General features: G+C 66.6%; 24 protein-coding genes. 14 read left to right on the plus strand and 10 right to left on the minus strand.

The window, feature by feature from the left end:
- Window positions 1-46 precede the first annotated feature (46 nt).
- The 5 genes from AC4ELS_RS00565 to AC4ELS_RS00585 all read left to right on the plus strand — a co-directional run bounded on the left by AC4ELS_RS00565 (window position 47) and on the right by AC4ELS_RS00585 (window position 4,175).
- Window positions 47-1,792: a glycoside hydrolase family 15 protein gene (locus tag AC4ELS_RS00565; protein WP_499045227.1), complete on the plus strand. Its 1,746-nt coding sequence runs from the start codon at window positions 47-49 to the stop codon at window positions 1,790-1,792.
- Between the two features lie 128 nt (window positions 1,793-1,920).
- Window positions 1,921-2,382, plus strand: coding sequence for a hypothetical protein (locus AC4ELS_RS00570; RefSeq protein WP_499045229.1), 462 nt, complete (start codon window positions 1,921-1,923; stop codon window positions 2,380-2,382).
- A 157-nt stretch (window positions 2,383-2,539) separates the two neighbouring features.
- Window positions 2,540-2,713: a CsbD family protein gene (locus tag AC4ELS_RS00575; protein ID WP_499045231.1), complete on the plus strand. Its 174-nt coding sequence runs from the start codon at window positions 2,540-2,542 to the stop codon at window positions 2,711-2,713.
- 58 nt (window positions 2,714-2,771) lie between these two features.
- A complete protein-coding gene (locus AC4ELS_RS00580) occupies window positions 2,772-2,921 on the plus strand; it encodes a hypothetical protein (protein WP_499045233.1) in 150 nt (49 codons plus the stop codon).
- A 54-nt stretch (window positions 2,922-2,975) separates the two neighbouring features.
- Window positions 2,976-4,175: an AI-2E family transporter gene (locus AC4ELS_RS00585; RefSeq protein ID WP_499045236.1), complete on the plus strand. Its 1,200-nt coding sequence runs from the start codon at window positions 2,976-2,978 to the stop codon at window positions 4,173-4,175.
- Window positions 4,176-4,202: 27 nt separating this feature from the next.
- On the opposite strand, the gene AC4ELS_RS00590 is transcribed toward AC4ELS_RS00585, so the two are convergent.
- Together AC4ELS_RS00590 and AC4ELS_RS00595 are read right to left on the minus strand one after the other, a co-directional pair.
- A complete protein-coding gene (locus tag AC4ELS_RS00590; protein ID WP_499045238.1) occupies window positions 4,203-4,811 on the minus strand; it encodes a DUF421 domain-containing protein in 609 nt (202 codons plus the stop codon).
- A 59-nt stretch (window positions 4,812-4,870) separates the two neighbouring features.
- A complete protein-coding gene (locus tag AC4ELS_RS00595) occupies window positions 4,871-5,530 on the minus strand; it encodes a GtrA family protein (protein ID WP_499045240.1) in 660 nt (219 codons plus the stop codon).
- A 114-nt stretch (window positions 5,531-5,644) separates the two neighbouring features.
- Between AC4ELS_RS00595 and AC4ELS_RS00600 the strand changes: the two genes are divergently transcribed.
- Both AC4ELS_RS00600 and purE read left to right on the plus strand, forming a co-directional pair.
- A complete protein-coding gene (locus tag AC4ELS_RS00600; RefSeq protein ID WP_082941845.1) occupies window positions 5,645-6,877 on the plus strand; it encodes a 5-(carboxyamino)imidazole ribonucleotide synthase in 1,233 nt (410 codons plus the stop codon).
- A complete protein-coding gene (gene purE / locus AC4ELS_RS00605) occupies window positions 6,864-7,373 on the plus strand; it encodes a 5-(carboxyamino)imidazole ribonucleotide mutase (protein ID WP_082963521.1) in 510 nt (169 codons plus the stop codon). Before AC4ELS_RS00600 ends, purE begins: the two co-directional genes overlap by 14 nt.
- Before the next feature lie 15 nt (window positions 7,374-7,388).
- On the opposite strand, the gene AC4ELS_RS00610 is transcribed toward purE, so the two are convergent.
- Complete coding sequence (locus tag AC4ELS_RS00610; protein ID WP_448442549.1) at window positions 7,389-8,045, minus strand: TetR family transcriptional regulator; 657 nt, start codon at window positions 8,043-8,045, stop codon at window positions 7,389-7,391.
- Window positions 8,046-8,181: 136 nt separating this feature from the next.
- On the opposite strand from AC4ELS_RS00610, the gene AC4ELS_RS00615 reads away from it, so the two are divergent.
- Entirely contained in the window at window positions 8,182-9,351 is a 1,170-nt protein-coding gene (locus tag AC4ELS_RS00615) for an acyl-CoA dehydrogenase (RefSeq protein ID WP_055111946.1), read from the plus strand.
- Between the two features lie 86 nt (window positions 9,352-9,437).
- On the opposite strand, the gene AC4ELS_RS00620 is transcribed toward AC4ELS_RS00615, so the two are convergent.
- Window positions 9,438-10,142, minus strand: a complete 705-nt coding sequence (locus AC4ELS_RS00620) for a TIGR03089 family protein (protein WP_499045244.1) — start codon at window positions 10,140-10,142, stop codon at window positions 9,438-9,440.
- A 25-nt stretch (window positions 10,143-10,167) separates the two neighbouring features.
- Window positions 10,168-11,655 (minus strand): LCP family glycopolymer transferase, encoded by a 1,488-nt coding sequence (locus AC4ELS_RS00625; RefSeq protein ID WP_448442555.1) that lies wholly within the window; start codon window positions 11,653-11,655, stop codon window positions 10,168-10,170.
- 67 nt (window positions 11,656-11,722) lie between these two features.
- Between AC4ELS_RS00625 and rfbD the strand changes: the two genes are divergently transcribed.
- From rfbD to manB, 3 genes are read left to right on the plus strand one after another with little or no spacing between them, the layout of a single operon-like run.
- On the plus strand, window positions 11,723-12,604 hold the full coding sequence (rfbD, locus tag AC4ELS_RS00630) for a dTDP-4-dehydrorhamnose reductase (protein ID WP_499045247.1): 882 nt from the start codon (window positions 11,723-11,725) through the stop codon (window positions 12,602-12,604).
- Window positions 12,601-13,491, plus strand: coding sequence for a glycosyltransferase family 2 protein (locus AC4ELS_RS00635; protein WP_064886449.1), 891 nt, complete (start codon window positions 12,601-12,603; stop codon window positions 13,489-13,491). Before rfbD ends, AC4ELS_RS00635 begins: the two co-directional genes overlap by 4 nt.
- Before the next feature lies 1 nt (window position 13,492).
- On the plus strand, window positions 13,493-14,572 hold the full coding sequence (manB, locus tag AC4ELS_RS00640) for a mannose-1-phosphate guanylyltransferase ManB (RefSeq protein ID WP_064886448.1): 1,080 nt from the start codon (window positions 13,493-13,495) through the stop codon (window positions 14,570-14,572).
- Window positions 14,573-14,652: 80 nt separating this feature from the next.
- Here manB and AC4ELS_RS00645 read toward each other — a convergent pair whose 3' ends face one another.
- Window positions 14,653-16,002: a hypothetical protein gene (locus AC4ELS_RS00645; protein WP_064959541.1), complete on the minus strand. Its 1,350-nt coding sequence runs from the start codon at window positions 16,000-16,002 to the stop codon at window positions 14,653-14,655.
- A gap of 163 nt (window positions 16,003-16,165) precedes the next feature.
- On the opposite strand from AC4ELS_RS00645, the gene AC4ELS_RS00650 reads away from it, so the two are divergent.
- Complete coding sequence (locus tag AC4ELS_RS00650; protein WP_064886446.1) at window positions 16,166-16,513, plus strand: DUF732 domain-containing protein; 348 nt, start codon at window positions 16,166-16,168, stop codon at window positions 16,511-16,513.
- On the opposite strand, the gene AC4ELS_RS00655 is transcribed toward AC4ELS_RS00650, so the two are convergent.
- The 3 genes from AC4ELS_RS00655 to cofD are packed head-to-tail and all read right to left on the minus strand — an operon-like array spanning window position 16,510 to window position 19,396.
- A complete protein-coding gene (locus AC4ELS_RS00655) occupies window positions 16,510-17,058 on the minus strand; it encodes an NUDIX hydrolase (RefSeq protein WP_499045250.1) in 549 nt (182 codons plus the stop codon). The two genes, AC4ELS_RS00650 and AC4ELS_RS00655, sit on opposite strands and share 4 nt — an antisense overlap.
- A complete protein-coding gene (locus tag AC4ELS_RS00660) occupies window positions 17,055-18,398 on the minus strand; it encodes a coenzyme F420-0:L-glutamate ligase (RefSeq protein ID WP_499045562.1) in 1,344 nt (447 codons plus the stop codon). Before AC4ELS_RS00660 ends, AC4ELS_RS00655 begins: the two co-directional genes overlap by 4 nt.
- Window positions 18,399-18,406: 8 nt before the next feature.
- The gene (gene cofD / locus AC4ELS_RS00665; protein ID WP_499045252.1) at window positions 18,407-19,396 is read right to left on the minus strand and encodes a 2-phospho-L-lactate transferase; all 990 of its coding nucleotides are present in this window, start codon (window positions 19,394-19,396) and stop codon (window positions 18,407-18,409) included.
- Window positions 19,397-19,690: 294 nt separating this feature from the next.
- Between cofD and AC4ELS_RS00670 the strand changes: the two genes are divergently transcribed.
- Window positions 19,691-20,095: a WhiB family transcriptional regulator gene (locus tag AC4ELS_RS00670; RefSeq protein WP_064886442.1), complete on the plus strand. Its 405-nt coding sequence runs from the start codon at window positions 19,691-19,693 to the stop codon at window positions 20,093-20,095.
- 43 nt (window positions 20,096-20,138) lie between these two features.
- Here the strand turns inward: AC4ELS_RS00670 and AC4ELS_RS00675 are convergent, their stop codons facing one another.
- A complete protein-coding gene (locus AC4ELS_RS00675; protein ID WP_055111971.1) occupies window positions 20,139-20,561 on the minus strand; it encodes a metallopeptidase family protein in 423 nt (140 codons plus the stop codon).
- A 131-nt stretch (window positions 20,562-20,692) separates the two neighbouring features.
- Here AC4ELS_RS00675 and AC4ELS_RS00680 point away from each other — a divergent pair, with 131 nt between their 5' ends.
- Window positions 20,693-21,112, plus strand: a complete 420-nt coding sequence (locus AC4ELS_RS00680; protein WP_055111973.1) for a DUF3499 domain-containing protein — start codon at window positions 20,693-20,695, stop codon at window positions 21,110-21,112.
- Window positions 21,113-21,207 lie beyond the last annotated feature (95 nt).

Raw genomic sequence — 21,207 nt, forward strand, 5'->3', positions numbered from 1 at the left:
CCCAGCGCCGGCGAGCGGCCGGCGCCATGGTGGCCAGGACCGCGTGATGAACGGCACCAGCGACCAATTCCCGCCGGAGGTACTGCGGCAGTACGCGCTGCTGGCCGACGGGGAACGCGGTGCCGTGGTCGGGCCACGAGGGGAGATCGTCTGGATGTGCGTGCCCCGCTGGGACAGTGACGCCGTCTTCACGTCTCTGATCGGCGGCGCCGGCCAGTATTCGGTCACACCGACCGGCCGTTACGTGTGGGGCGGGTACTACGAGGACCGGTCGATGATCTGGCGTAGCCGCTGGGTCACCGAGGACGGCATCGTGGAATGCCGTGAGGCACTTGCCTTTCCTGGCGAGGCGGGACGCGTCGTTCTGCTGCGGCGGATCCATGCCGTCGAACGGGCCACCACACTCACGGTGTCCTTCGCGCCGCGGGCCGGATACGGCGAACACGAGCTGACCGACTTGCACCGCCATCACGGTGTGTGGACCGGCCGCAGCGGCGGATTGAATGTGCGGTGGAGCGGCGGTGGTGCGGCCCGTCCGCGACGCAACACCCAGGTGCTGCACACCGCCCTGCATCTTGAGGCAGGCGAGCAACACGACCTGGTGCTGGAACTGAGCGAGGACACCTTGCCGGGGCGTCCCGTCGATCCCGGTGAGGCCTGGCGCGCCACCGAAACCGCTTGGCACGACGCCGTTCCCGCGCTGGAGAATGTACTGGCGCCCCGCGACACGCGCCGCAGCTACGCGGTGCTGCGTGGGCTGACCTCCGCCGGTGGGGGAATGGTCGCCGCCGCGACCACCAGCCTGCCCGAGCGCGCCGAAGCCGGGCGCAACTACGACTACCGATATGTGTGGATCCGTGACCAGTGTTACGCCGGCCAGGCCGTCGCCGCCGCCGGGCCGCACCCCCTGCTCGATGACGCCGTCGGATTCGTCGGCGACCGGCTCCTCGAGCACGGCGACCAACTCGCACCCGCGTACACGACGACCGGTGCGCCGGTGCCCGACCAGCACCATCTCGACCTGGCCGGCTACCCGGGCGGAGCAGACATCGTCGGCAACTGGGTCAACCGGCAGTTCCAACTCGACGCCTACGGCGAGGCTCTGCTGCTGTTTGCCGCCGCGGCCCGCCACGACCGCCTGACCACCGAGAACTGGCGCGCGGCCGACGTTGCCGCCGCGGCCGTCAGCCGCCGCTGGACCCAGCCCGACGCCGGTATCTGGGAGATCGACAACCGGGCGTGGACCCACAGCCGCCTCACGGCCGCCGCCGGACTGCGTGGCATCGCCGCGGTCTATCCGAGCCCGGTTCGGTCCGCCGAGTTCCTCACCCTCGCAGACCATATCGTCGCCGACACCGCCACCCACGCGCTCCACTCCGACGGGCACTGGCAACGTTCCCCGGACGACCCCGCCCTGGACGCCGCACTGCTGCTACCCGCGCTCCGCGGCGCCATCCCAGCCGACGATCCGCGCGTCGCGGCGACCCTGCGCGCCTATCTGCACGACCTCACTCGCGACGGCTACGCCTACCGCTTCCGGCACGACGACCGGCCGCTGAGCGACGCCGAAGGATCGTTCCTGCTCTGCGGATTCCTGGTCGCGCTCAGCCTCGACCAACAAGGAGAGGCCATCGACGCCAGAGCGTGGTACGAGCGCACCCGTGCCGCCTGCGGGCCACCACAACTGTTCAGCGAAGAGTACGACGCCCACCAGCATCAGATGCGCGGCAACCTCCCCCAAGCCTTCGTCCACGCACTCATGATCGAGACCTCAGCCCGACTCGCCCGGTAATGCTCGACGTTTGGCGCGCGCGCCGACGGGGCAATCTCACTATCAGCGCACCAGACGGCCGCACCCGCTGGGCGGCCGGGTCGAGTTCTCTCGCCGCGCCGCAGCGCACCACCGGTGAGGAGCCGATTATGGACACCACAAATACCATCGTATGGATCATCGTCGCGGTCGTCGTCGTTGCCATTCTGGCCTTCGGTACCTGGGCGCTGCTACGCCGACGCACCGAACACCACCGCGGTGAAGCAGCTGACATGCGGGACAAAGCAAGAGACGCGTCCTTCGAGGTCGGGCAGCGAGAGGCATTGGCCGAGGAGACTGCAGCCAAAGCTCGAGTGGCTGCGGCGGAAGCGGATGCCAAGGCGGCCGAGGCGGCACGCCTGCAACAACGTGCGGGGGCGCGCACCGCCGATGCGGCCGCGTCGCGTGAGGAACTCAACAAGGATTGGGAACGCGCCGACGCGATCGATCCGGACTACGAGTCAACGGAAGCTGAGTCGCTCGAGCGGCCTCGCGCACCGGAGGCCGGGCGTGGATCTGAAGCAGCGCGGCCCGCCGCCGGCCGCCTGTCGAACCCGAACGAACGCGGGTAGGGAGTCATCCGTCCACCCGCGATTCCGCGAGAACGGTTAGACATCGCCGGGATGGGTATCCGAACGTTGGCCGTGTGGCGAATGTTGTTCCCACGCTGTGTCATCTCGTGCCGCGAACCCGCGGCACGGCCAGCCATCCGAAAATAGGGAGAAGCACATGAGCGCCGTCGACAAGGCCAAGAACAAGGCCGAAGAGTTGGCTGGAAAGGCCAAGGAGAAGGTCGGTCAGGCAACAGGGGACCGGGACACCGAGGCCGAGGGTCACAAGGATCAGGCCACGGGAAACCTGAAGCAGGCCGGCGAGAAGGTCAAGGACGCCTTCAAGAAGTGACTCGCTGTCCGCACAGGCTCCGGGAGGGCTCTGTACGGAGTACTGGAAGGAGTCCGTCGTGATCGGTCTCATTGTTGCGTTGCTTGTGATCTGGCTGATCCTCATCCTGCTCGGGGTGTTCGTCAAAGGGCTCTTCTGGCTGATCGTGGTGGGCGCGGTGTTGTTCGTCGCAACAGCGATCGTGGGATGGGTCAAACGAAACGCCTGAGCCGGCAGCGGACCGGGACTGAGGGCGCACTTCGCCAAGGTGCCGGAGGTTCCGATGCTTGAACCTGAAAACGATTCGCCGCCAACGGCTGTGGGTGCGGCGGCGGCCCACGGCGACGCCGTGGGCCAACCCCACAGCGAGGCCGAGGGTCCGGCGATCGTCGCCGCGGAGGAACACGCGGCGCGGATCAGCTCACCCGCCCATCCGTTGGGTGAGGCTGGTCCCAGGTTCAACCGAAAGTCGCCGTTCATGATCGGCATGGTCGCCGCGGCAGGGGTGGCCATCACCTACGGCGGGATCCAGTTGCTGATCACCGCCCGCGGGGTTCTGGTCCTCATCGTCATCGCCGCATTTCTCGCGATCGGTCTCGAGCCCGCCGTGTCCTGGTTGGTGCGGCACTGCATTCCACGCTGGGCAGCTGTGACCCTGGTCTTTCTGGTGGCCTTCGGCATGCTCGCCGGATTCTTGGCGGCCGCAATCCCGCCGATGGTCACCCAGGGCAGCGCACTCGTCCACAACTCCCCGGACTACCTGCAGCACCTCCAGCAGCGTTACCCCGCCATCGACCAGCTCAACAGTCGATTCCACCTCCAGGACAAGCTCCAGGAGTCGCTCGGTGGCGGAAACGTTCCCAACGTCGTCGGCGGGATCGTCGGTGCCGGGGAATTCGTGTTCAGCGCCGTCAGCGGAGCCATGATCGTGCTGGTCCTCACCGCTTACTTCCTCGCCAACTTCGCCCGGATCCGCGCGTCGCTCTATCGGCTGGCACCCCATTCCCGGCGTCCCCGCACGATCCTGATCGGCGATGAAATTCTCGCCAAGGTCGGCGGATACGTACTGGGAAACATCCTGATCTCGGTGATCACCGCAGTCCTCACCTTCATCTGGCTGATCGCCTTCGGGGTGCCCTACCCTCTGCTGCTGGCCGTGCTCGTCGCTGTGCTGGACCTGATCCCGATCGTCGGGTCGACGCTCGCCGGCATCGTCGTGGCCCTGGTGGCTTTGACTGTGTCGGTACCCGTTTCACTCGCCACAGTCGTGTTCTTTGTTGCGCTGCGACTCGTCGAGGACTACCTACTGGTGCCGCGGATCATCGGGCGGACCGTCCAGGTGCCGCCTCTGGTCACGGTCGTCGCGGTCCTGCTCGGTGCGGCGTTGCTCGGCATCGTCGGTGCACTACTGGCAATTCCGATCGCCGCCGCAATCCTGCTCCTTGCGCGGGAGACGCTGTTCCCGCAGCTCGACCGGCGATGAACGCGGCGCCTTTCCTGCGCGTCACTTTCACCACTGACCGCGAGCAATCGTCAACTGCTGGTCGATGTGATCGAGGCGGGCGAGTAGCAGCGCAAGGTCGCCGCGGGTCGCTGGCTGCGCGCGGGGTGCGAGAGTGAGGACAAGCTGGCCGCTGGGCTCCAACAGGCCCAGCTCCACATCGTCGGTCGTGTCCCCGTCCTGGATCCGGACGGCATGCTCCAGCGCGGCGCGGCGCAAACCGAGCCGCCGCATCGCCCGCCCGTCGACCCGACCGTCACTGATCACGGTCGTCGCCGTGCCCTCGAACACCCGGGCTGCGACTGAACTGGCGGCGATCAGCCGGTTGAGCGCAGTGTTGACCGCGACCAAAGTCACCGCACCTACCGCCCCGCCCAGCAGGCTGTTGTCCGGGCCGATGATTGCGTTCTGCACAACGTTGCTCAACAGGAAGATCACCACGAAATCCAAGGTGTTGAGACTGGCCAAGCCGCGTTTGCCGGTCAGCCGGAACAACACGATGATCACCGCGTAGACCAGCACCGTCCGCAGAATCTTCTCCAGGATCGGGATCTCCATCACGAACATGTCGTTGACCACGGTGTCCTCCTCGATCGGTCGCCACTTCTGAGGGTGCACCAGGATCATGACAGCGAACAACGGCGCTGATCCGATTCACATGTGACTGACAACTGCTGTCAGGAACTCTTCGACACCGGGTCCGAATCATCGCCCAGCTCACGCGTCTTCGCGCGGCGGCTCGGCCGGCGTAGCGGCGTCACGTTGGCGGACTTGCGCTCGGCATGGTTCTCGAAAGCCTCGGCGAAGCCGCCGCCGGTGAGTGTGGACTCCAGTGCCAGGTCGGGCTTGTCGACGAACTCGTCGGGGAACACCCAACGGCGGAACGCCCAGAACCGGAAGGCCATCTGAAGCAGGTTGCCCAGAATGTAGGCCGAGATGAAGTCGGCGATGTTCTCCACAGTCAGTGAGACCTCGGGAACCCGAAGGCCGAGCACATAGCTGGAGAAATACAGCGGCAGCATCGACAGCAGCACACCCACGCCGCTGAACGCGAAGAACAGCAAGGCCTCGTGGTGGCGCTCGCGGCCGCCGCGGTTCTGGAAGCTCCATTCCCGGTTGAGGATGTAGGAGGCGATGACCGCGACGATGCCGGCGATGATCTTGGCGGTGACCGGTTTGGGTTCCAGCACCGTGAGTTTGAGGGTGTAGAAAATGGCCGAATCGATGACAAACGTCGTCGCGCCGACGATCGCGAACTTGATCAGCTCGTGATGCCGCTCGGCGTAGGGACGGACAAACCGCGGCAATCGAGCGATTGTCGCATCGGCAAAGGACACAACTAGGCAGTGTACGTAAATGCCCCGTCAGATGCCGCATCGTTGCGGGCCCCGGACCTTAACCGCAGGTCAATGCGCCGGTCATGACGAAGTCATGAATTCGCGCATGACACCATGGAGTGCGTGCCGACAACTCCCCAGAAGCCGCCTTCGCCCGTGAGCAGGCGGAATCCGACAGTGGTGATGATCGGCGGCGGCCAGCTCGCGAGGATGACCCACCAGGCGGCCGTCGCGCTGGGGCAGACCCTGCGGGTGCTGTCCGCCGGACCGGACGAATCCGCCGCGCAGGTCACTCCCGATGTCGTCATCGGCTCTCACACCGACCTGGACGCGCTGCGCCGGGCGGCAGACGGCGCCACGGTGTTGACGTTCGACCACGAGCACGTGCCCACCGAACACCTGGACACACTCGTGGCCGAAGGCATCACGGTCAACCCGCCGCCGCAGGCGCTCGTGCACGCCCAGGACAAGCTGCTCATGCGTCGCAAGCTGCACAGCCTGGGTGTCCCGGTGCCGCGCTTCGCCGAGATCACCTCGGTCGCCGACGTCGAGGAATTCGTGCGGGAGATCGACGGCCCGGTGGTGATCAAGACGGTGCGCGGCGGCTACGACGGCAAGGGCGTGGTGATGGCCGACGACGTGGCGACCGCGCGCGAGGTCGTGGCCGGCTACCTGGCCGACGGGGTACCGGTACTGGCCGAGGAACGTGTCGCGATGCGCCGGGAACTGGCTGCGCTGGTGGCGCGCTCGCCGTTCGGACAGGGGGCGGCCTGGCCCGTCGTCGAAACCGTGCAACGCAACGGTATCTGCGTCGAGGTGTACGCCCCGGCTCCCGGACTGTCCGACGAACTCGGCTCGGCCGCACAGGAACTCGGCCTGCGAGTGGCGAACGAACTCGGCGTCGTCGGGGTGCTGGCGGTCGAGTTGTTCGAGACGGTCGACGGCACGCTGCTGGTCAACGAGTTGGCGATGCGGCCGCACAACTCCGGGCACTGGACCATGGACGGCGCGGTCACCAGCCAGTTCGAGCAGCACCTGCGGGCCGTGCTGGACTACCCGTTGGGTGACACCTCTGCGATTGCCCCGGCCGCGGTGATGGCCAACGTGCTGGGGGCTCCGGAGACACCGACGATGTCGATGGACGAGCGCCTGCACCACCTCTTCGCGCGGATCCCCGACGCGAAGGTGCACCTGTACGGCAAGGGCGAGCGGCCCGGACGCAAACTCGGACACGTCAACATCATCGGCACGGATATGGATGAACTTCGCGAGCGTGCGGTGCGCGCGGCGCACTGGTTGTCGCACGGCGAGTGGACCGACGGATGGGATGAACATGGCGCAGAGTAACGGCCCCAGGGTTGGCCTCATCATGGGCAGCGACAGTGACTGGTCGGTGATGTCCGACGCGGCCACCGCCCTCGCAGAGTTCGAGGTGCCGTTCGAGGTCGGTGTCGTCTCCGCGCACCGCACCCCGCAGCGGATGCTCGACTACGCCAAGACCGCCGCAGACCGGGGGATCGAGGTGATCATCGCCGGAGCGGGTGGCGCGGCGCACCTACCCGGCATGGTGGCGTCCGCGACACCGCTTCCGGTCATCGGCGTCCCGGTGCCGCTGGCCCGTCTCGACGGCATGGACTCGCTGCTGTCGATCGTGCAGATGCCGGCCGGGGTGCCGGTGGCCACGGTTTCCATTGGCGGAGCACGCAATGCGGGCTTGCTGGCCGTACGAATCCTCGGTTCGTCAGATCCCGCACTACAGGCCCGGATGGTGAAATTCCAGGCGGATCTGGAAACCATGGTGTTGGAGAAGGACGCCGCCCTGCGCGATCGCCTGCTGGGCTGACCGGGCGACAGTGAGTCAATCCCCGATGAGCTCGCGAATACGAGACGTCAGGGACTCGACCGGTTCATCGGTCGACATCACCACAACGGCGGTGCGGCCGCTACCGCCCCGGTAGATCGGCCAGGTGGCGGCCAGCGCCTCGGCCAGGTCTGACCGCGGGTTGGTCACATCGCCACGCAACCACCGGCGCAGAACATGGTTGTGTGCGGCGACGACGGCGTTGGCGAACAGTTCGGCGCGCAGGCCCGCCGTCCAATCCTCGGTCTGCGCGGTCCGAAGGTGTTTGGTGAACAGCCGGACATACCGCGACACCACGGCTGTTTCGAAGTCGCGCAGGGCAGGTACCGAGCGGGTGAGCCGGTACCGCGTCCGGGCACGCTCGCCCTCGGCGAGATAGTTCTCGAAGACCGAGGTGGTCGCCACCGCGATGACCTCGGCGGGGAGCGCTTCGGCCGGCGTTGCCGACAATCTCTCGTCTGCGCGGCGTAGCAGCGCCTCGTGATCGGGAAAGATCAACGCCTCTTTCGACCCGAACTGACGGAACGCAGTGGTGCGTCCCACCCCCGCCCGTGTCGCGATGTCGTCGACGCTGGTGGCCTCGTATCCACGCTCCTCGAACAGCTCGAATGCCGCGCTCACCAGGCGCTCCCGGGTACTTGGCAGGTCGGGCATGAGTGCACCTTTCATGGTACTGAGTGCCGATGCTATGGTACTGGGTACCAAAAGTAGCAGGGCGATGTACTCGATGTGCAGTCCGGGCAACGATGGAAACCAAGAGAGCCAAGGGCTGAAAGCGAAGGAGAAGATCATGGCTGGTTGGGCCGGTAACCCATCATTCGATCTGTTTCAGCTGCCGGAGGAGCATCAGGAGCTTCGGGCGGCGATTCGGGCGCTGGCGGAGAAGGAAATCGCCCCGCACGCTGCCGACGTCGACGAGAATGCGCGTTTCCCGGAAGAAGCCCTGCAGGCCCTGAACGCCTCGGGTTTCAACGCGATTCACGTGCCGGAGGAGTACGGCGGCCAGGGAGCGGACTCGGTCGCGGCCTGCATCGTGATCGAGGAAGTGGCCCGGGTGGATTGCTCGGCGTCGCTGATCCCGGCGGTCAACAAGCTGGGCACCATGGGTCTGATCCTGCGCGGCTCGGATGAGCTGAAGAAGCAGGTGCTGCCGTCGCTCGCCTCGGGTGAGGCGATGGCGTCCTACGCGCTGTCCGAGCGCGAGGCGGGCAGCGACGCCGCCGGCATGCGGACCCGCGCCAAGGCCGACGGTGACGGCTGGATCCTCAACGGCACCAAGTGCTGGATCACCAACGGCGGCAAGTCGACCTGGTACACCGTCATGGCGGTGACCGACCCCGACAAGGGCGCCAACGGCATCTCGGCGTTCATGGTCCACAAGGACGACGAGGGCTTCGTCGTCGGCCCCAAGGAGCGCAAGCTCGGCATCAAGGGCAGCCCGACGACCGAGTTGTATTTCGAGAACTGCCGGGTTCCGGGGGACCGGATCATCGGCGATCCCGGCACCGGGTTCAAGACCGCGCTGGCCACACTGGACCACACGCGCCCGACCATCGGCGCGCAAGCCGTCGGTATCGCTCAGGGTGCGTTGGACGCGGCGATCGCCTACACCAAGGACCGCAAGCAGTTCGGCCGTCCGGTCAGTGACAACCAGGGCGTGCAGTTCATGCTCGCCGACATGGCCATGAAGGTGGAGGCCGCGCGGTTGATGGTGTACTCGGCCGCGGCACGCGCCGAGCGCGGCGAGGGCAACCTCGGCTTCATCTCGGCGGCGAGCAAGTGCCTGGCCTCGGATGTGGCCATGGAGGTCACCACCGATGCGGTGCAGCTGTTCGGCGGCGCCGGTTACACCGTGGACTTCCCGGTCGAGCGCATGATGCGTGACGCCAAGATCACCCAGATCTACGAAGGCACCAATCAGATTCAGCGCGTGGTCATGAGCCGCGCCCTGCTGAAGTAGTTCCGACGCCCAGTGGCCAGTTGGCGCACGCTTTCATCGAAAGACCGTGCGGTAACTGGCCATCGGGCTTTTCGGGGCACGTTGATCTAGCCGCGGGTGACTTTCTCCGTGGTGCGACGCCGTTCCTGTGCGTCCACATCGGGATTGGCTACCTGCACGAGTGACGCCCCGGCGGCGAACACTGCGATCAGATTCGCGACGAGCTCGTCTGGAGTGGCCCACGCCGCGCTCGAGAGCACTCGGTCGTCGGCGGTGAAACCCTGTGCGGCAGCGGAATTTCTGGCCGCTTCCAATACCTCGGACACCGATCGCCCGGCCAGGGCCGGGCCCGGAACCCGCTCGGGCACGATCTGATCACCGTGGACCCGCACCGCGGTGGCGTAGTCGGTGACCCCGATCGGCAGATCGGGCGCCGGCTTGCCGAACGGGTCCAGCGACAGCACTGCAACCTCGCCTCCGGACACCGCGTCGTCGGCCTCGTCGAGCCGGTCCCGCGTGCACAGAGCAATGTCAGCGTCCCCGTCCAGCACTGCTTCACAGCCGATCCACCAGATCCCGAACAGCGCCGCGGCCGTCTGCCAGTGAGCGGGCAGCAGCACCGCCACCCGGGTTCCCGGGCCGGCGCCCATCTCGTCGCGCAGCAGGTTGGCGGTCTTGGCGGCCCAGTTGGCCATGGTCACCGCCGACAACTCGATGCGCTCACCGGTCGCGTCGTCGTAGTACGTGATCCGTGGGCCTGCCGGGTCCGCGGCCAACAACGGATCCAGAATCGCAGCGCTGACTGTGCTCATAGCCTCTGGTTTTACTCGAGGACGATCAGTTCACGCACTTGGGATCGTCCGAACCTGCATTGAGGATCGGCGACGGCGGTGGTGGCGGGGTCTGTTCGCCGGTATCGCTGTAACTGTCGCCGGCCGCGGCCGGATCCACGATGCCCGCGCCTGAGGTCGGATCCATGCCGTCGGAGCCGGGGCCGGTGTAATCCGCGGCCAGGACCACCCGTACCGCACCGGGTGGCAGCGACGAATCCTCGTTCACCGGCAGCCCGCCGAGATCCTTGGACACCGCCTGGGCGCCGAGGTCATCGCTCTTGGCGGCCAGCACCTGGCTGGACGCGGGCGGGGCGCCCTCGTGGTTACCGGTGGCACCGGGCACGAATCCCTTGTTGCCCAGTACCTGTGACACCGCGGCCGCCAGGCCGTTGATGTCGGTGCCGTTGACCACCTCGACGGTGGTGTTCTCCGGTGAGTAGCTGAGTTGTTCGGTCTTGCCCTGGTCCTGGTCCTGCAGCAGGCTCGACACCCACTGGTGGACCTCGTCGGGATCCACCCGGACGACGCTCTGCATGCCGTCGTCGCTCCAGCCGTCCTCACGCAGGATCGGGATGGTGGCGAACGCCACGCTGCCGGCTGCAAGCTTCTGCAGCTGTTCGACGAAATTCATGATGTCCCAGCCGTCGGAGATCACCACCGAGCGCTGCACGGCATCCTGCAGCCGACCCAGCGTTCCCGGGCTGGACAGCGTCTTGCTGGAGATCACCTCATGGGCCAGCGACGCCATCACCGACTGCTGGCGGGTCACCCGGTCGAGGTCGCCGCGCGGCAGGTCATGACGTTGCCGAACGAAGCTCAGTGCCTGCGGGCCGTTGAGTTTCTGCCAGCCGGCGGGAAAATCGGCACCGGAGAGCGGTTCGTAGACAGCATCTTTGAGACAGACATTGACGCCGCCCAGGGCATCGGTGATCAGCGCGAAGCCGAGTAGTCCGATTTCGGCGTAATGGTCCACGGTGACGCCGGTCAACGAGGCGACCGTCTGGATGAGCTCCTCGCGAGCGGCTTCGGTGGCCTTGGGCTCGGCGACCGCCGGATCCTCGCCCTCGACCTCGACGAGCTGCTTCATGCGGTCGAGCTTGACGTCCCCGAACACGCCGTTGATCTTCATCTTTCCCCAGCCCGGTGCTTCGACGTACGAATCGCGAGGAATGGAGATGGCGGTGGCCGACTTCCCGTTGTTGGGGATGCGGATCAGGATGATGGTGTCGGTGTTGGTCGAGACGTCGTCACCGGCGCGCAGGGTGTCCAGCTCTTCCTGCGACAGCGGGTTGCCGTGGGCGTCGGTGCGGCTGTCCATCCCGACCAGCAGGATGTCGATGGCGCCGTCCTCACCGCCGCCGCCGAGCGCCGCCGAGCTGATGTGGTTGATGCCGGATTCGAACGAGCGGATCTGGGACCAGGCCACCCCTGTTCCGAGCACCACGGCCGACGCCGTGGCGACAGCAAGGGAGCGAAGGAGGGGGATGCGCACGTGCCCAGGCTACTTGCGGCCTGGACGTGAGCCGGGTAACGCGGACCGGCGTGCCAGACTCGGTCGCATGGCGCAACGGATTGTGATCACCGGGGCCGGCGGCATGGTCGGCCGCGTATTGGCTGATCAGGGACGTCGTGAGGGTCGTGACGTGCTGGCCCTGAGCTCTGCCGATTGTGATATCACCAACGTCGACACAGTGCGAGGGTTCGTCGAGTCCGGCGATGTGGTGATCAACTGCGCGGCATACACGCAGGTGGACGCCGCAGAAACCGACCAGGACCGGGCCCACGCGGTCAATGTCGTGGGCCCGGGCAACCTCGCTACGGCGTGTGCCGGCGCCGGTGCCGCGCTGGTGCACATCTCCACCGACTATGTATTCGGCGCCGCGCAGCGTCGCACCCCCTATGAGGTCGACGACCCCACCGGGCCGGTCAACATCTACGGCCAGACCAAACTGGCCGGGGAGCAGGCGGTGCTGACCGCCAAACCCGATGCGTACGTCGTTCGCACGGCATGGGTGTACCGCGGTGGCGACGGGAAAGACTTCGTGGCGACCATGCGCAGGCTGGCCGCCGGCGACGGCCCCGTGGATGTGGTCGCCGACCAGATCGGGTCACCGACCTACACCGGCGACCTGGTGACGGCTCTGCTGCAGATCGCCGACGGCGGTGTGCGACCCGGCGTGTTGCATGCGGCCAACGCGGGGTCGGCCAGCCGGTTCGACCAGGCGCGAGAGACCTTCGCGGCCGTCGGTGCCGATCCGGAGCGGGTCCGGCCGGTCGGGAGTGACCGTCACCCGCGGCCCGCGCCGCGCCCGGCCTACACAGTCTTGTCCGCGCGCCGATCCGCCGAAGCGGGCCTGACCCCGCTGCGCGATTGGCGGGAAGCCCTGGCAGCAGCGGTTGGAAAAGAGAGCCCGTCCGGCCCGCTACCCTCTACGCCGTGACTGAGGATGCGGCCCGCCCGCTCGTGGTGGTGACGGTGACGTACTCGCCGGGTCGACACCTGGACCGTTTCCTGGCCTCCCTCGCCCTGGCCACCGACCGTCCGGTGACGGTCGTGATGGCTGACAACGGTTCAACGGATGGCGCACCCGAGCAGGCCGAGAAGCGCTACCCGAACGTGCGCCTGCTCCGAACCGGCAGCAATCTGGGTTACGGCAGCGCCGTCAACCGCGGCGCCGAGCAGATCTCGGATGCGGAGTGCCCGGAATTTTTCATCGTCGCCAACCCCGACGTGCAGTGGGGCCCACGTTCGATCGACCTGCTGCTCGACGCGGCGAAGAGGTGGCCGCGCGCGGGGGCGCTCGGACCGTTGGTCCGCGATCCCGACGGTTCCGTCTACCCGTCGGCGCGCCATCAGCCGAGCCTGGTCCGTGGCGGCATGCATGCCGTGGTGGGCCCGTTCTGGAAGTCGAATCCGTGGACGGCGGCCTACCGCCAGGACCGGCAGGACCCGAGTGAGCGCGAGGTCGGCTGGCTGTCCGGTTCCTGCCTGCTGATGCGCCGGGCCGCCTTCGACGCGGTCGGAGGGTTCGACGAGCGCTACTTCATGTATATGGAAGACGTCGACCTCGGTGACCGGATCGCCCGGGCCGGCTGGCAGAACGTCTACGTCCCGACGGCGGAGGTGCTGCACCACAAGGGGCACTCCACCGGCCGTGACCCGGCGCGCAACTTGGCCGCCCATCACCGCAGTACCTACACTTTCTTGGCTGATCGATACCCGGCGCCCTGGCAGGCGCCGTTACGGTGGACAATTCGGGGCGCGCTGGCAGCACGTGCGGGCCTGGTGGTCGGTAGTTCACGACGTAAACAGGCGAAAGGGCACTGACGTGATCAATCCCGCGGAGGTGGACGCCGTCGTCCTCGTCGGTGGACGAGGCACCAGGCTGCGGCCGCTGACCCTCTCGGCGCCCAAGCCGATGTTGCCGACGGCGGGCGTGCCGTTCCTGACCCATCTGCTGGCCCGGATCGCGGTGGCCGGCATCAAACATGTCGTGATGGGCACCTCGTACAAGGCCGAGGTTTTCGAGGAAGCTTTCGGTAACGGCTCGGATCTGGGGCTGGAGATCGAATACGTCACCGAGACCGAGGCTCTCGGCACCGGTGGCGCCATCGCCAACGTGGCCGACAAGCTGCGCTACGACACGGCCATGGTGTTCAACGGTGACGTGCTGTCGGCGGCCGATCTCGGCGCGTTGCTCCAGTCCCATGACACCCACCAGGCCGACGTCACGCTGCATCTGGTGCGCGTCAGCGATCCGCGGGCGTTCGGCTGCGTGCCCACCGATGCCGACGGGTTCGTGACCGCGTTCCTCGAGAAGACCCAGGATCCGCCGACCGACCAGATCAATGCGGGCTGTTATGTGTTCAACCGCAACGTGATCGACGAGATCCCGCGCGGACGGGCCCTGTCGGTCGAGCGCGAGATCTTCCCCGAGGTGCTCTCCCGCGGACTGAAGATGTGCGGGTATGTGGACGCCTCGTATTGGCGGGACATGGGCACGCCGGACGATTTCGTCCGCGGCTCTGCCGATCTGGTTCGTGGCATCGCGCCGTCGCCGGCGCTCAACGGCCAGCGTGGTGAGTCACTGGTCCACGAAGGTGCGGCGGTCGCGCCGGGCGCCTTGCTGATCGGCGGCACCGTGGTGGGCCGCGGAGCCGAGATCGGTGCGGGCGCCCGCCTCGACGGCGCGGTGATCTTCGACGGGGTGCGCGTGGAAGCCGGTGCGGTGATTGAACGTTCGATCGTGGGCTTCGGTGCCCGTATCGGTCCGCGCGCACTGATCCGCGACGGCGTGATCGGCGACGGTGCCGACATCGGTGCGCGCTGCGAACTGTTGCGCGGTGCCAGGGTGTGGCCCGGGGTGTCCATCCCCGACGGCGGCATCCGGTACTCCACCGACGTCTGAGATCGCGGCTACTGCGCCGAAACTGCGCTATCTGACGAGAATCGGCGGAAATGCGTCATAAACCGTAGCCTCGGTGGTGCTCAGCCCGTCTTGTGCAAGTCGGAGTCGGCAGGTGCATATTCGGCACCTCCGCCGAATATCCCTGAGGGCGTCGCTGTTTCGATGGTAGCGGCCTCGTCCATCCCGCCCGCCGGATCGTCGAGAGAGGTTTTGGTGCCCAGAAGCGGTACCAACATCGGCGTCGTGAACACGGGGTGGTCCACCACGGTGGAGATCCTCAGCACCGGGTGGTCGGAGACCAGTTCTTCGATCGCACCCCTGGCCGCGAATTGCGTCTCGGTGCAGAGCGCCTGGCCACCACCCACCCAATCATGCAGCCGGCGTGCCTCTTTCAGGAACGCTTCAATGTCCTCGGTGTAGGACTTCTTGGGTTCGTAGCAGGTCCGGGTGTCCTGCACAGCGCGGCGGGTCACGGCGACGATGCTGACACCCATCTGGACCAACCGCACAGTCTGCGGGTTGATATCGAGAATCATCTGCGCGCCTGTGGTGGACCCGGGCGTCAGGAACTTCCCAGCGGCGCCGATGCTGCCCGCATACAGCAACTTGGAGTCGCTGGGCAGGACCGGGATCTGGCGGTAGTCGCCGATCATGCTTCCCACCGGATCCAGGTACGAGGCAACCGTATTGGTGGTCGCAGGCTCCTCCGGGACCCCGAACGGGTATGCCCTTATCCGCATGACGCCCGCCGGGATGTCGACCGCTACCGAACTGCGATTATGGATGGTGAGGTTGGCGGACAAGTGGATGATCGAACCCGAGGAACCCACTGGAGTCAGTTCGGCTTGCACATCGACCAGGGGAAGTGAACGCGCAGGCAGGTAGTCCGATTGCAGCCAGAACTGGACCAGTCCCAACACCGGGAACAATGCGACGACTGCCACCGCGCCCCGGTTGATCGCTCCATGGGTGTACCTGGCCAGGTAGACCATCCAGAAGAGAGCAACCGCGCCGAAGACCAGCGCCGTCCCGGTGATACCGATCAGTTGCCGGACCGGGCTGCGCTCGTCGACGAGCCACACGTACGCCGCCAGACAGACCACGAAGATCTGGCTTGTCATCGCCGTGAGGAACGCGCTCGACGATTTTCTCAGTATCGCGCCGATCGCGAGCGCGCATGTGATCCCGATACCGAGAAGCAGTGCGGCACCTAACAGATCCCAGGCTGAACGGGTCAGCGTGGCGTCCCAGACCGCGAGCCAGAGAACTACTGCGGTCTGGACAGTCAGGCAGATAAGCAGCAGAGCCTCTGTGACCCGGGGGCGGACACCCAGCGGGGTTTCGACTTGCGAAGTCTGCTGCTCCGGCGGCTTGTCGCCATTCTTGCCGCCGGCGGAGTCTTCGGCAGGGGATTCGATCTGCAGGCTCATGGTGCCTCCCACCCGTATTTCCGTGGCGTATCAACGGTAGGAAGATCGGGCCCAGCAGCGCTTGAGTAGTCGACTACCTAACTTCGGCGGCCTCTGGCGCCGAAAAAGTGTGTTTGCCGGACCCCCGGCGGCCTTAGGCTTCTATCGGCAGAAGGGGAGGGTCATGTCCAACGGCATGTTCAACGTATTGCGGCGCAATGGGGTGGCGCCGCTGGCGGCTCTGGTGGTGCTCGGAGGGGTTCTGGGAATCACCGCACCGGAGGCGGTGGCTTGGCCCATCCCGCTGACCGGGGAAGACAACACCTACCTCAAAGCCACGCGCGGGGTGTTCCCCGGTGACGATGACCAGTTGCTGATGGTGGGCCGGGAGATGTGCCGCCTGCTCTATACCGGTACGCCGGCACAGGCGGTGATCGATCAGATGGCGGGCCAGTACGGCGCTGCTCCGGATCAAGCCGCAGTTGCACTGCGCGCGGCCCGTCGGTCCTACTGCACGCAGGCGCCGCGCTAGGGGGCTCCGGTCATGGTGCCGGCAAGCTGGGTCAACCCGAAGTCGGTACCCTCGGGCAGCGCCTCCAACGGCCACCACCGTAGATCCAAAGACTCGTCACTGCAGGCGATCTCGGCACCTTCGGGGGCCCTTACCACGAACTGCATGTCGAGGTGGCGGGTCGGTACCCCGAGCGAGCAGGTGACCGGGTGCACGTGCAGCGCGGCCAGTTGTGTGTCGATGATCAGCCCGGTGATCCCGGACTCCTCGGTGGCCTCGCGCAACGCGGCGGCGCGAATGTCGGAATCGGTTTCCTCACAATGCCCGCCGAGTTGCAGCCAGCGGCCGAAGCGCGGATGCAGGGTGAGCAGTGTCTGGGTGCCGGTATGGTCGACGACCAGCGCCGAGGCGGTGATGTGACCGGGAACGCACGCCCGGAGACAGGCATCCGGACGGGCAGCTAGAAATGACAGCACCGCATGTCGCAGCGTGTCCTGACCGGGATCGGCTGTCTGCCACTGCGTCAACACCTCGACGGCGGAGGCGTGCAGGCTCTCGGCGCTCACTTCACGACCAGCAGGCCGTCGGTGGGCACCGGGTCGCGGGGCGGCTGCGGATCGGCGGGGTGACCGATCGCGATGGCGCCGAGGGGCTCCCAATCCGGCGGGAGATCGAGCACGGAACGGACCAGATCGGCGGCGAAGATCGTGGATCCGATCCAGCAGCTGCCCACCTCACGCACCGCCAGCGCCACCAGCAGGGCCTGCACCGCCGCGCCCACGGCGACGGTGAACATGGTGTGTTCGGCCTGCGTGCGGGCTTCGTCGGGATAGCTGTGGGCACCGTCGGGAACCATGAACGGAATCACCAGTTCCGGAGCGTCGTACAGGATCTGACCGCGGTTCAGGCGCCGCTCGACGGACTCGGGATCTCGGCCGTCGCCGCTCAGATCGTCCCGCCACTTGTCTTTCATCCGGTCCAGGAGCCGGACGCGGGTGGCACCGTCTTGCACCCAGACGAACCGCACCGGACGGGTGTGGTGCGGCGCGGGTGCGGTCAGCGCCTCGCCGATGGCGGCTTCGACGAGCGCGTGGTCGACGGGCTCGTCGGAGAACGCGCGCACCGAGCGACGCAGCAGCTGAGCCTGGCTGCGTCCCAGCTCGATCGACTCGGCTGTGCCCAGCCAGAACAGGTCGTCCTCACCGGAGCGCAGCAATGTGGCCGCGTTCGACCCGTCGTCGGTCAGCTCAAGCCCACGCACGACGGCGACGGGGATCGCTGTGAGCTTGCCCTTCACCAGATCCGCTGCGGCAGCGATCTCGTCGGCCACGGCCACCTCGGTGACCAGCAGCTCATTGCCGTGCCGGTCGCGCGCTCCGGCGTAGCCGTGGAGAACGGTGAGCCCGGACGCGCCGATCGCGAAATCGGCCTGGCCGTTGCGCCAGGCGCGGCCCATGGTGTCGGTGATCACGATGCCGACGGCGACGCCGAGTTTCTCACGGAGGCCGACACGTAGTGCCTGCGCGCTGCCGTCGGGATCGACCGGCAGCAGCGCCAACTCGTTCGAGTCGACATTGGAGCCGTCGACGCCGGCGGCGGCTTGGACCAGCCCGATCGCGTTCTCGGTGATCAGCGTCCGGCCCTTGCGGGCCAGTACCCGAACCGCCTCGCTGTCGATCAGCTTGCGCCGCAGGGTATCCCGCTCTTCCGGATCGGAAGGAGCGGTGACGATGCGGCCCTCGCACTTGGAGACGACCTTACTGGTGACCACCAGTACATCACCGTCGCGCAGCCAAGGTGCCGCTTCGGCGAGAACGGTGGCCAGGTCATCTCCGGGGCGGAACTCAGGAAGCCCTGCCACCGGCAGGATCTCGACCTTGTCGCCGGAGCCGTGTTCGGTGTTCACAGCAGTGCTCACAGCGCAACGCCGGCCAGGTCAAGGCCGGCCCGCACCATCTCGGCGGTGGTCGACGGGTCGGTCATCAGCAGTGGCACCGCGCGCACCTGAACTCCCTCGATGTCGGCCTCATCGCCCTCGTGTATCAGCCAGCCGTCCAGGATTCCGGTGCCCGACCGGGCGCCGAAATGCCGGCCGACGGCCTGTGACGTGGATTCCACACCGATGATGGACAGGCACTCATCGGCCATGCCGCGCAACGGTTTTCCATTGATGATGGGGGAGTAGCCGACCACCGGCGCCTTGGTCGAGCGCAGCGCGCCGCGGACGCCGGGAATCTGCAGGATCGGTCCGATACTCACGACAGGATTCGACGGCGCCAGCAACACCGCATCGGCGTCGGTGATTGCCTCGGGGACGCCCGGCGCGGCGGTTGCCTGTTCCGCTCCGACGAACGCAAAGCTGTGTGAGGGCACCTGCGCGCGGTGACGCACCCACCACTCCTGGAAGTGGATGGCCCGCCGTTCCCCATCCTCGGGGTCGGTGATCACCACGTGGGTCTCGCTGCGGTCGTCGGTGACGGGCAGCAACCGCGCCCCCGGTGACCAGCGCTTACACAATGCCTCGGTGACCTGTGACAGCGGGTAGCCGGCGCGCAGCATCTGGGTGCGAACCAGATGGGTGGCCAAGTCCCGGTCGCCGAGTCCGAACCAGTCGGGTTGCACACCGTAGGCAGCGAGTTCTTCCTTGGCGTGCCACGTTTCATTGCGGTGACCCCAGCCGCGTTCGGGGTCGATACCGCCACCCAGCGTGTACATGCAGGTGTCGAGGTCCGGGCAGATGCGCACGCCGTGCATCCAGGCGTCGTCACCGACGTTCACGATCGCGGTGAGTTCATGTTTTTGCTTGCTGTCGGTCCCGGCGAACTGGCCGAGGCCCAACAGGTGCTGTACGCCCAGCAAAAACCGGGCGCCTCCGACGCCGCCGACCAGAACGGTGATCTTCACAACGTCCGACCCTAAGCGTTGAGAGCGTGCGGATGGAAACGACGTCGTCACGGGCAGGACACGCCGATGTCGCGACGCGCCGATTTGACATTACGAGATGGTATGAATTCGCGTCCTGGCGCTTGACCCTGGCAGCTAACACGTGTGTAATCACAGATGTGTCATTTCCCGGTTGGTGACCTATTCCGGTGTCGCGGACCGAGATTCGATCAACTGTTCGAATGGGGTGACCGCACATCGCAGTAGTGGGGCTCCACTTAGGATCTACGAGACCGAGTGAGGAGGCGGGGGATAATGTCTTATGAGAGCGGCGATTTCGATCATGTGGTCCGGTTTGACGATCGGCTACTCGGCTCGGTAGACAACGCACCGCACATCAACGTGGGACCGACACCGCTGGGGGCGGCCGGACGTCCTCAACTGAGTCTGGTTCCGGTGAGTTCGGTTCCCGAACACATTGATGTTGATCCGGAAGACGAAGACGACCAATGGCAGGAACGTGCGCTGTGCGCACAGACCGACCCGGAGGCGTTCTTTCCGGAGAAGGGCGGGTCTACCCGCGAGGCCAAGCGCATCTGCCTGGGCTGTGAAGTCAAGGATGCCTGCCTGGAGTACGCGCTCGCGCACGATGAGCGCTTCGGCATCTGGGGAGGATTGTCCGAACGGGAGCGTCGGCGCCTCAAGCGCGGCATCATCTGACGCTCTCCGGCCGAGCGCTCATCGCACGATGTAGCGCTCGACGTCAGTCGTCGTCGATCGTTGGGTCGATGACTGACGGTTCGACTCCCAGATAGGTGGCCACCTGGGCCACCAGGATTTCATGCAGCAGGTCAGCTAGCTCATCGGATCCTTTGACCCGGCGCTCGATGGGCTTGCGGAACAAGACAATTCGAGCCCGGGTCGCATTTCCTCTGACATCAACCCCAGCAGGTATCAACCGCGCCAGCGCGATCGGTCCGTCGGCGATGACCTCGGGCGGCCATTGCACGCCCTCGGGATCTTTCGGAGACATCCGCGGAATCTCATCCACCGCGACATCGAGTTCTTTGATCCGCGCCGCCCACCGACGCTCGATCGGCTCATAGGCTTCCAGTACTGCCATGTCGAACCGCTCGCCCCGACTACGCCAGCCGGGAACCGAGCGCGGCAGCAGCGGTCCGCGCATGTCGCGGCCGCGACGCGATCGCCATGGGTTTCGCTGGGCCACGGCGATGATCGTAACGGTTCGGGATCGGGGACCCGACGGCTGCGCGTGTCCGGCACCGCACAGCGACCGTCCAAAGTAATCTCTGTTGCGTGAATGTTCCCCGTCGCTGCTGCCGGCCCGGGTGCCCGCACTATGCCGTGGCGACGTTGACTTTTGTCTACTCCGACTCCACGGCGGTGGTCGGACCCCTGGCCACGGTGTCTGAACCCCACTCCTGGGACCTCTGCGTCGGCCACGCCGGCCGGATCACGGCACCGCGAGGCTGGGAGTTGGTCCGTCATGCCGGCCCGCTGCCCACCCACCCCGACGAGGACGACCTCGTCGCACTCGCCGACGCCGTGCGTGAAGGCCAGCCCGGTGCGGTTCCCCACAGCGGGGTGGTGGCCGGATTCTCCGATCCCTCCACCGGTGTGGGGGCCAGTGCGGTGATGGCGCCGCAGGCGCGTCCCGCCGAGACCAACGGCCGCCGTCGCGGGCACCTGCGGGTCTTGCCGGACCCCGACAACTAGTACGGACTAGCCCTGATTAGATCCTGATTAGACGACGACCGGCCCAAGAGTAGTGAACGTGTCGGCGCCGCCCGACGGTTAGGCTGGCGCCAACG

This window comes from Mycobacterium shunyiense, assembly GCF_058270035.1.

Bases quoted from the DNA above. Each gene is read 5' to 3' on its own strand.
- AC4ELS_RS00565 (WP_499045227.1), top strand. From the start codon at position 47: ATGAACGGCACCAGCGACCAATTCCCGCCGGAGGTACTGCGGCAGTAC.
- AC4ELS_RS00570 (WP_499045229.1), top strand. From the start codon at position 1,921: ATGGACACCACAAATACCATCGTATGGATCATCGTCGCGGTCGTCGTC.
- AC4ELS_RS00575 (WP_499045231.1), top strand. From the start codon at position 2,540: ATGAGCGCCGTCGACAAGGCCAAGAACAAGGCCGAAGAGTTGGCTGGA.
- AC4ELS_RS00585 (WP_499045236.1), top strand. From the start codon at position 2,976: ATGCTTGAACCTGAAAACGATTCGCCGCCAACGGCTGTGGGTGCGGCG.
- AC4ELS_RS00600 (WP_082941845.1), top strand. From the start codon at position 5,645: ATGGAGTGCGTGCCGACAACTCCCCAGAAGCCGCCTTCGCCCGTGAGC.
- purE (WP_082963521.1), top strand. From the start codon at position 6,864: ATGGCGCAGAGTAACGGCCCCAGGGTTGGCCTCATCATGGGCAGCGAC.
- AC4ELS_RS00610 (WP_448442549.1), bottom strand. From the start codon at position 8,045: ATGCCCGACCTGCCAAGTACCCGGGAGCGCCTGGTGAGCGCGGCATTC.
- AC4ELS_RS00615 (WP_055111946.1), top strand. From the start codon at position 8,182: ATGGCTGGTTGGGCCGGTAACCCATCATTCGATCTGTTTCAGCTGCCG.
- AC4ELS_RS00620 (WP_499045244.1), bottom strand. From the start codon at position 10,142: ATGAGCACAGTCAGCGCTGCGATTCTGGATCCGTTGTTGGCCGCGGAC.
- rfbD (WP_499045247.1), top strand. From the start codon at position 11,723: ATGGCGCAACGGATTGTGATCACCGGGGCCGGCGGCATGGTCGGCCGC.
- AC4ELS_RS00645 (WP_064959541.1), bottom strand. From the start codon at position 16,002: ATGAGCCTGCAGATCGAATCCCCTGCCGAAGACTCCGCCGGCGGCAAG.
- AC4ELS_RS00650 (WP_064886446.1), top strand. From the start codon at position 16,166: ATGTCCAACGGCATGTTCAACGTATTGCGGCGCAATGGGGTGGCGCCG.
- AC4ELS_RS00670 (WP_064886442.1), top strand. From the start codon at position 19,691: ATGTCTTATGAGAGCGGCGATTTCGATCATGTGGTCCGGTTTGACGAT.
- AC4ELS_RS00675 (WP_055111971.1), bottom strand. From the start codon at position 20,561: ATGCGCGGACCGCTGCTGCCGCGCTCGGTTCCCGGCTGGCGTAGTCGG.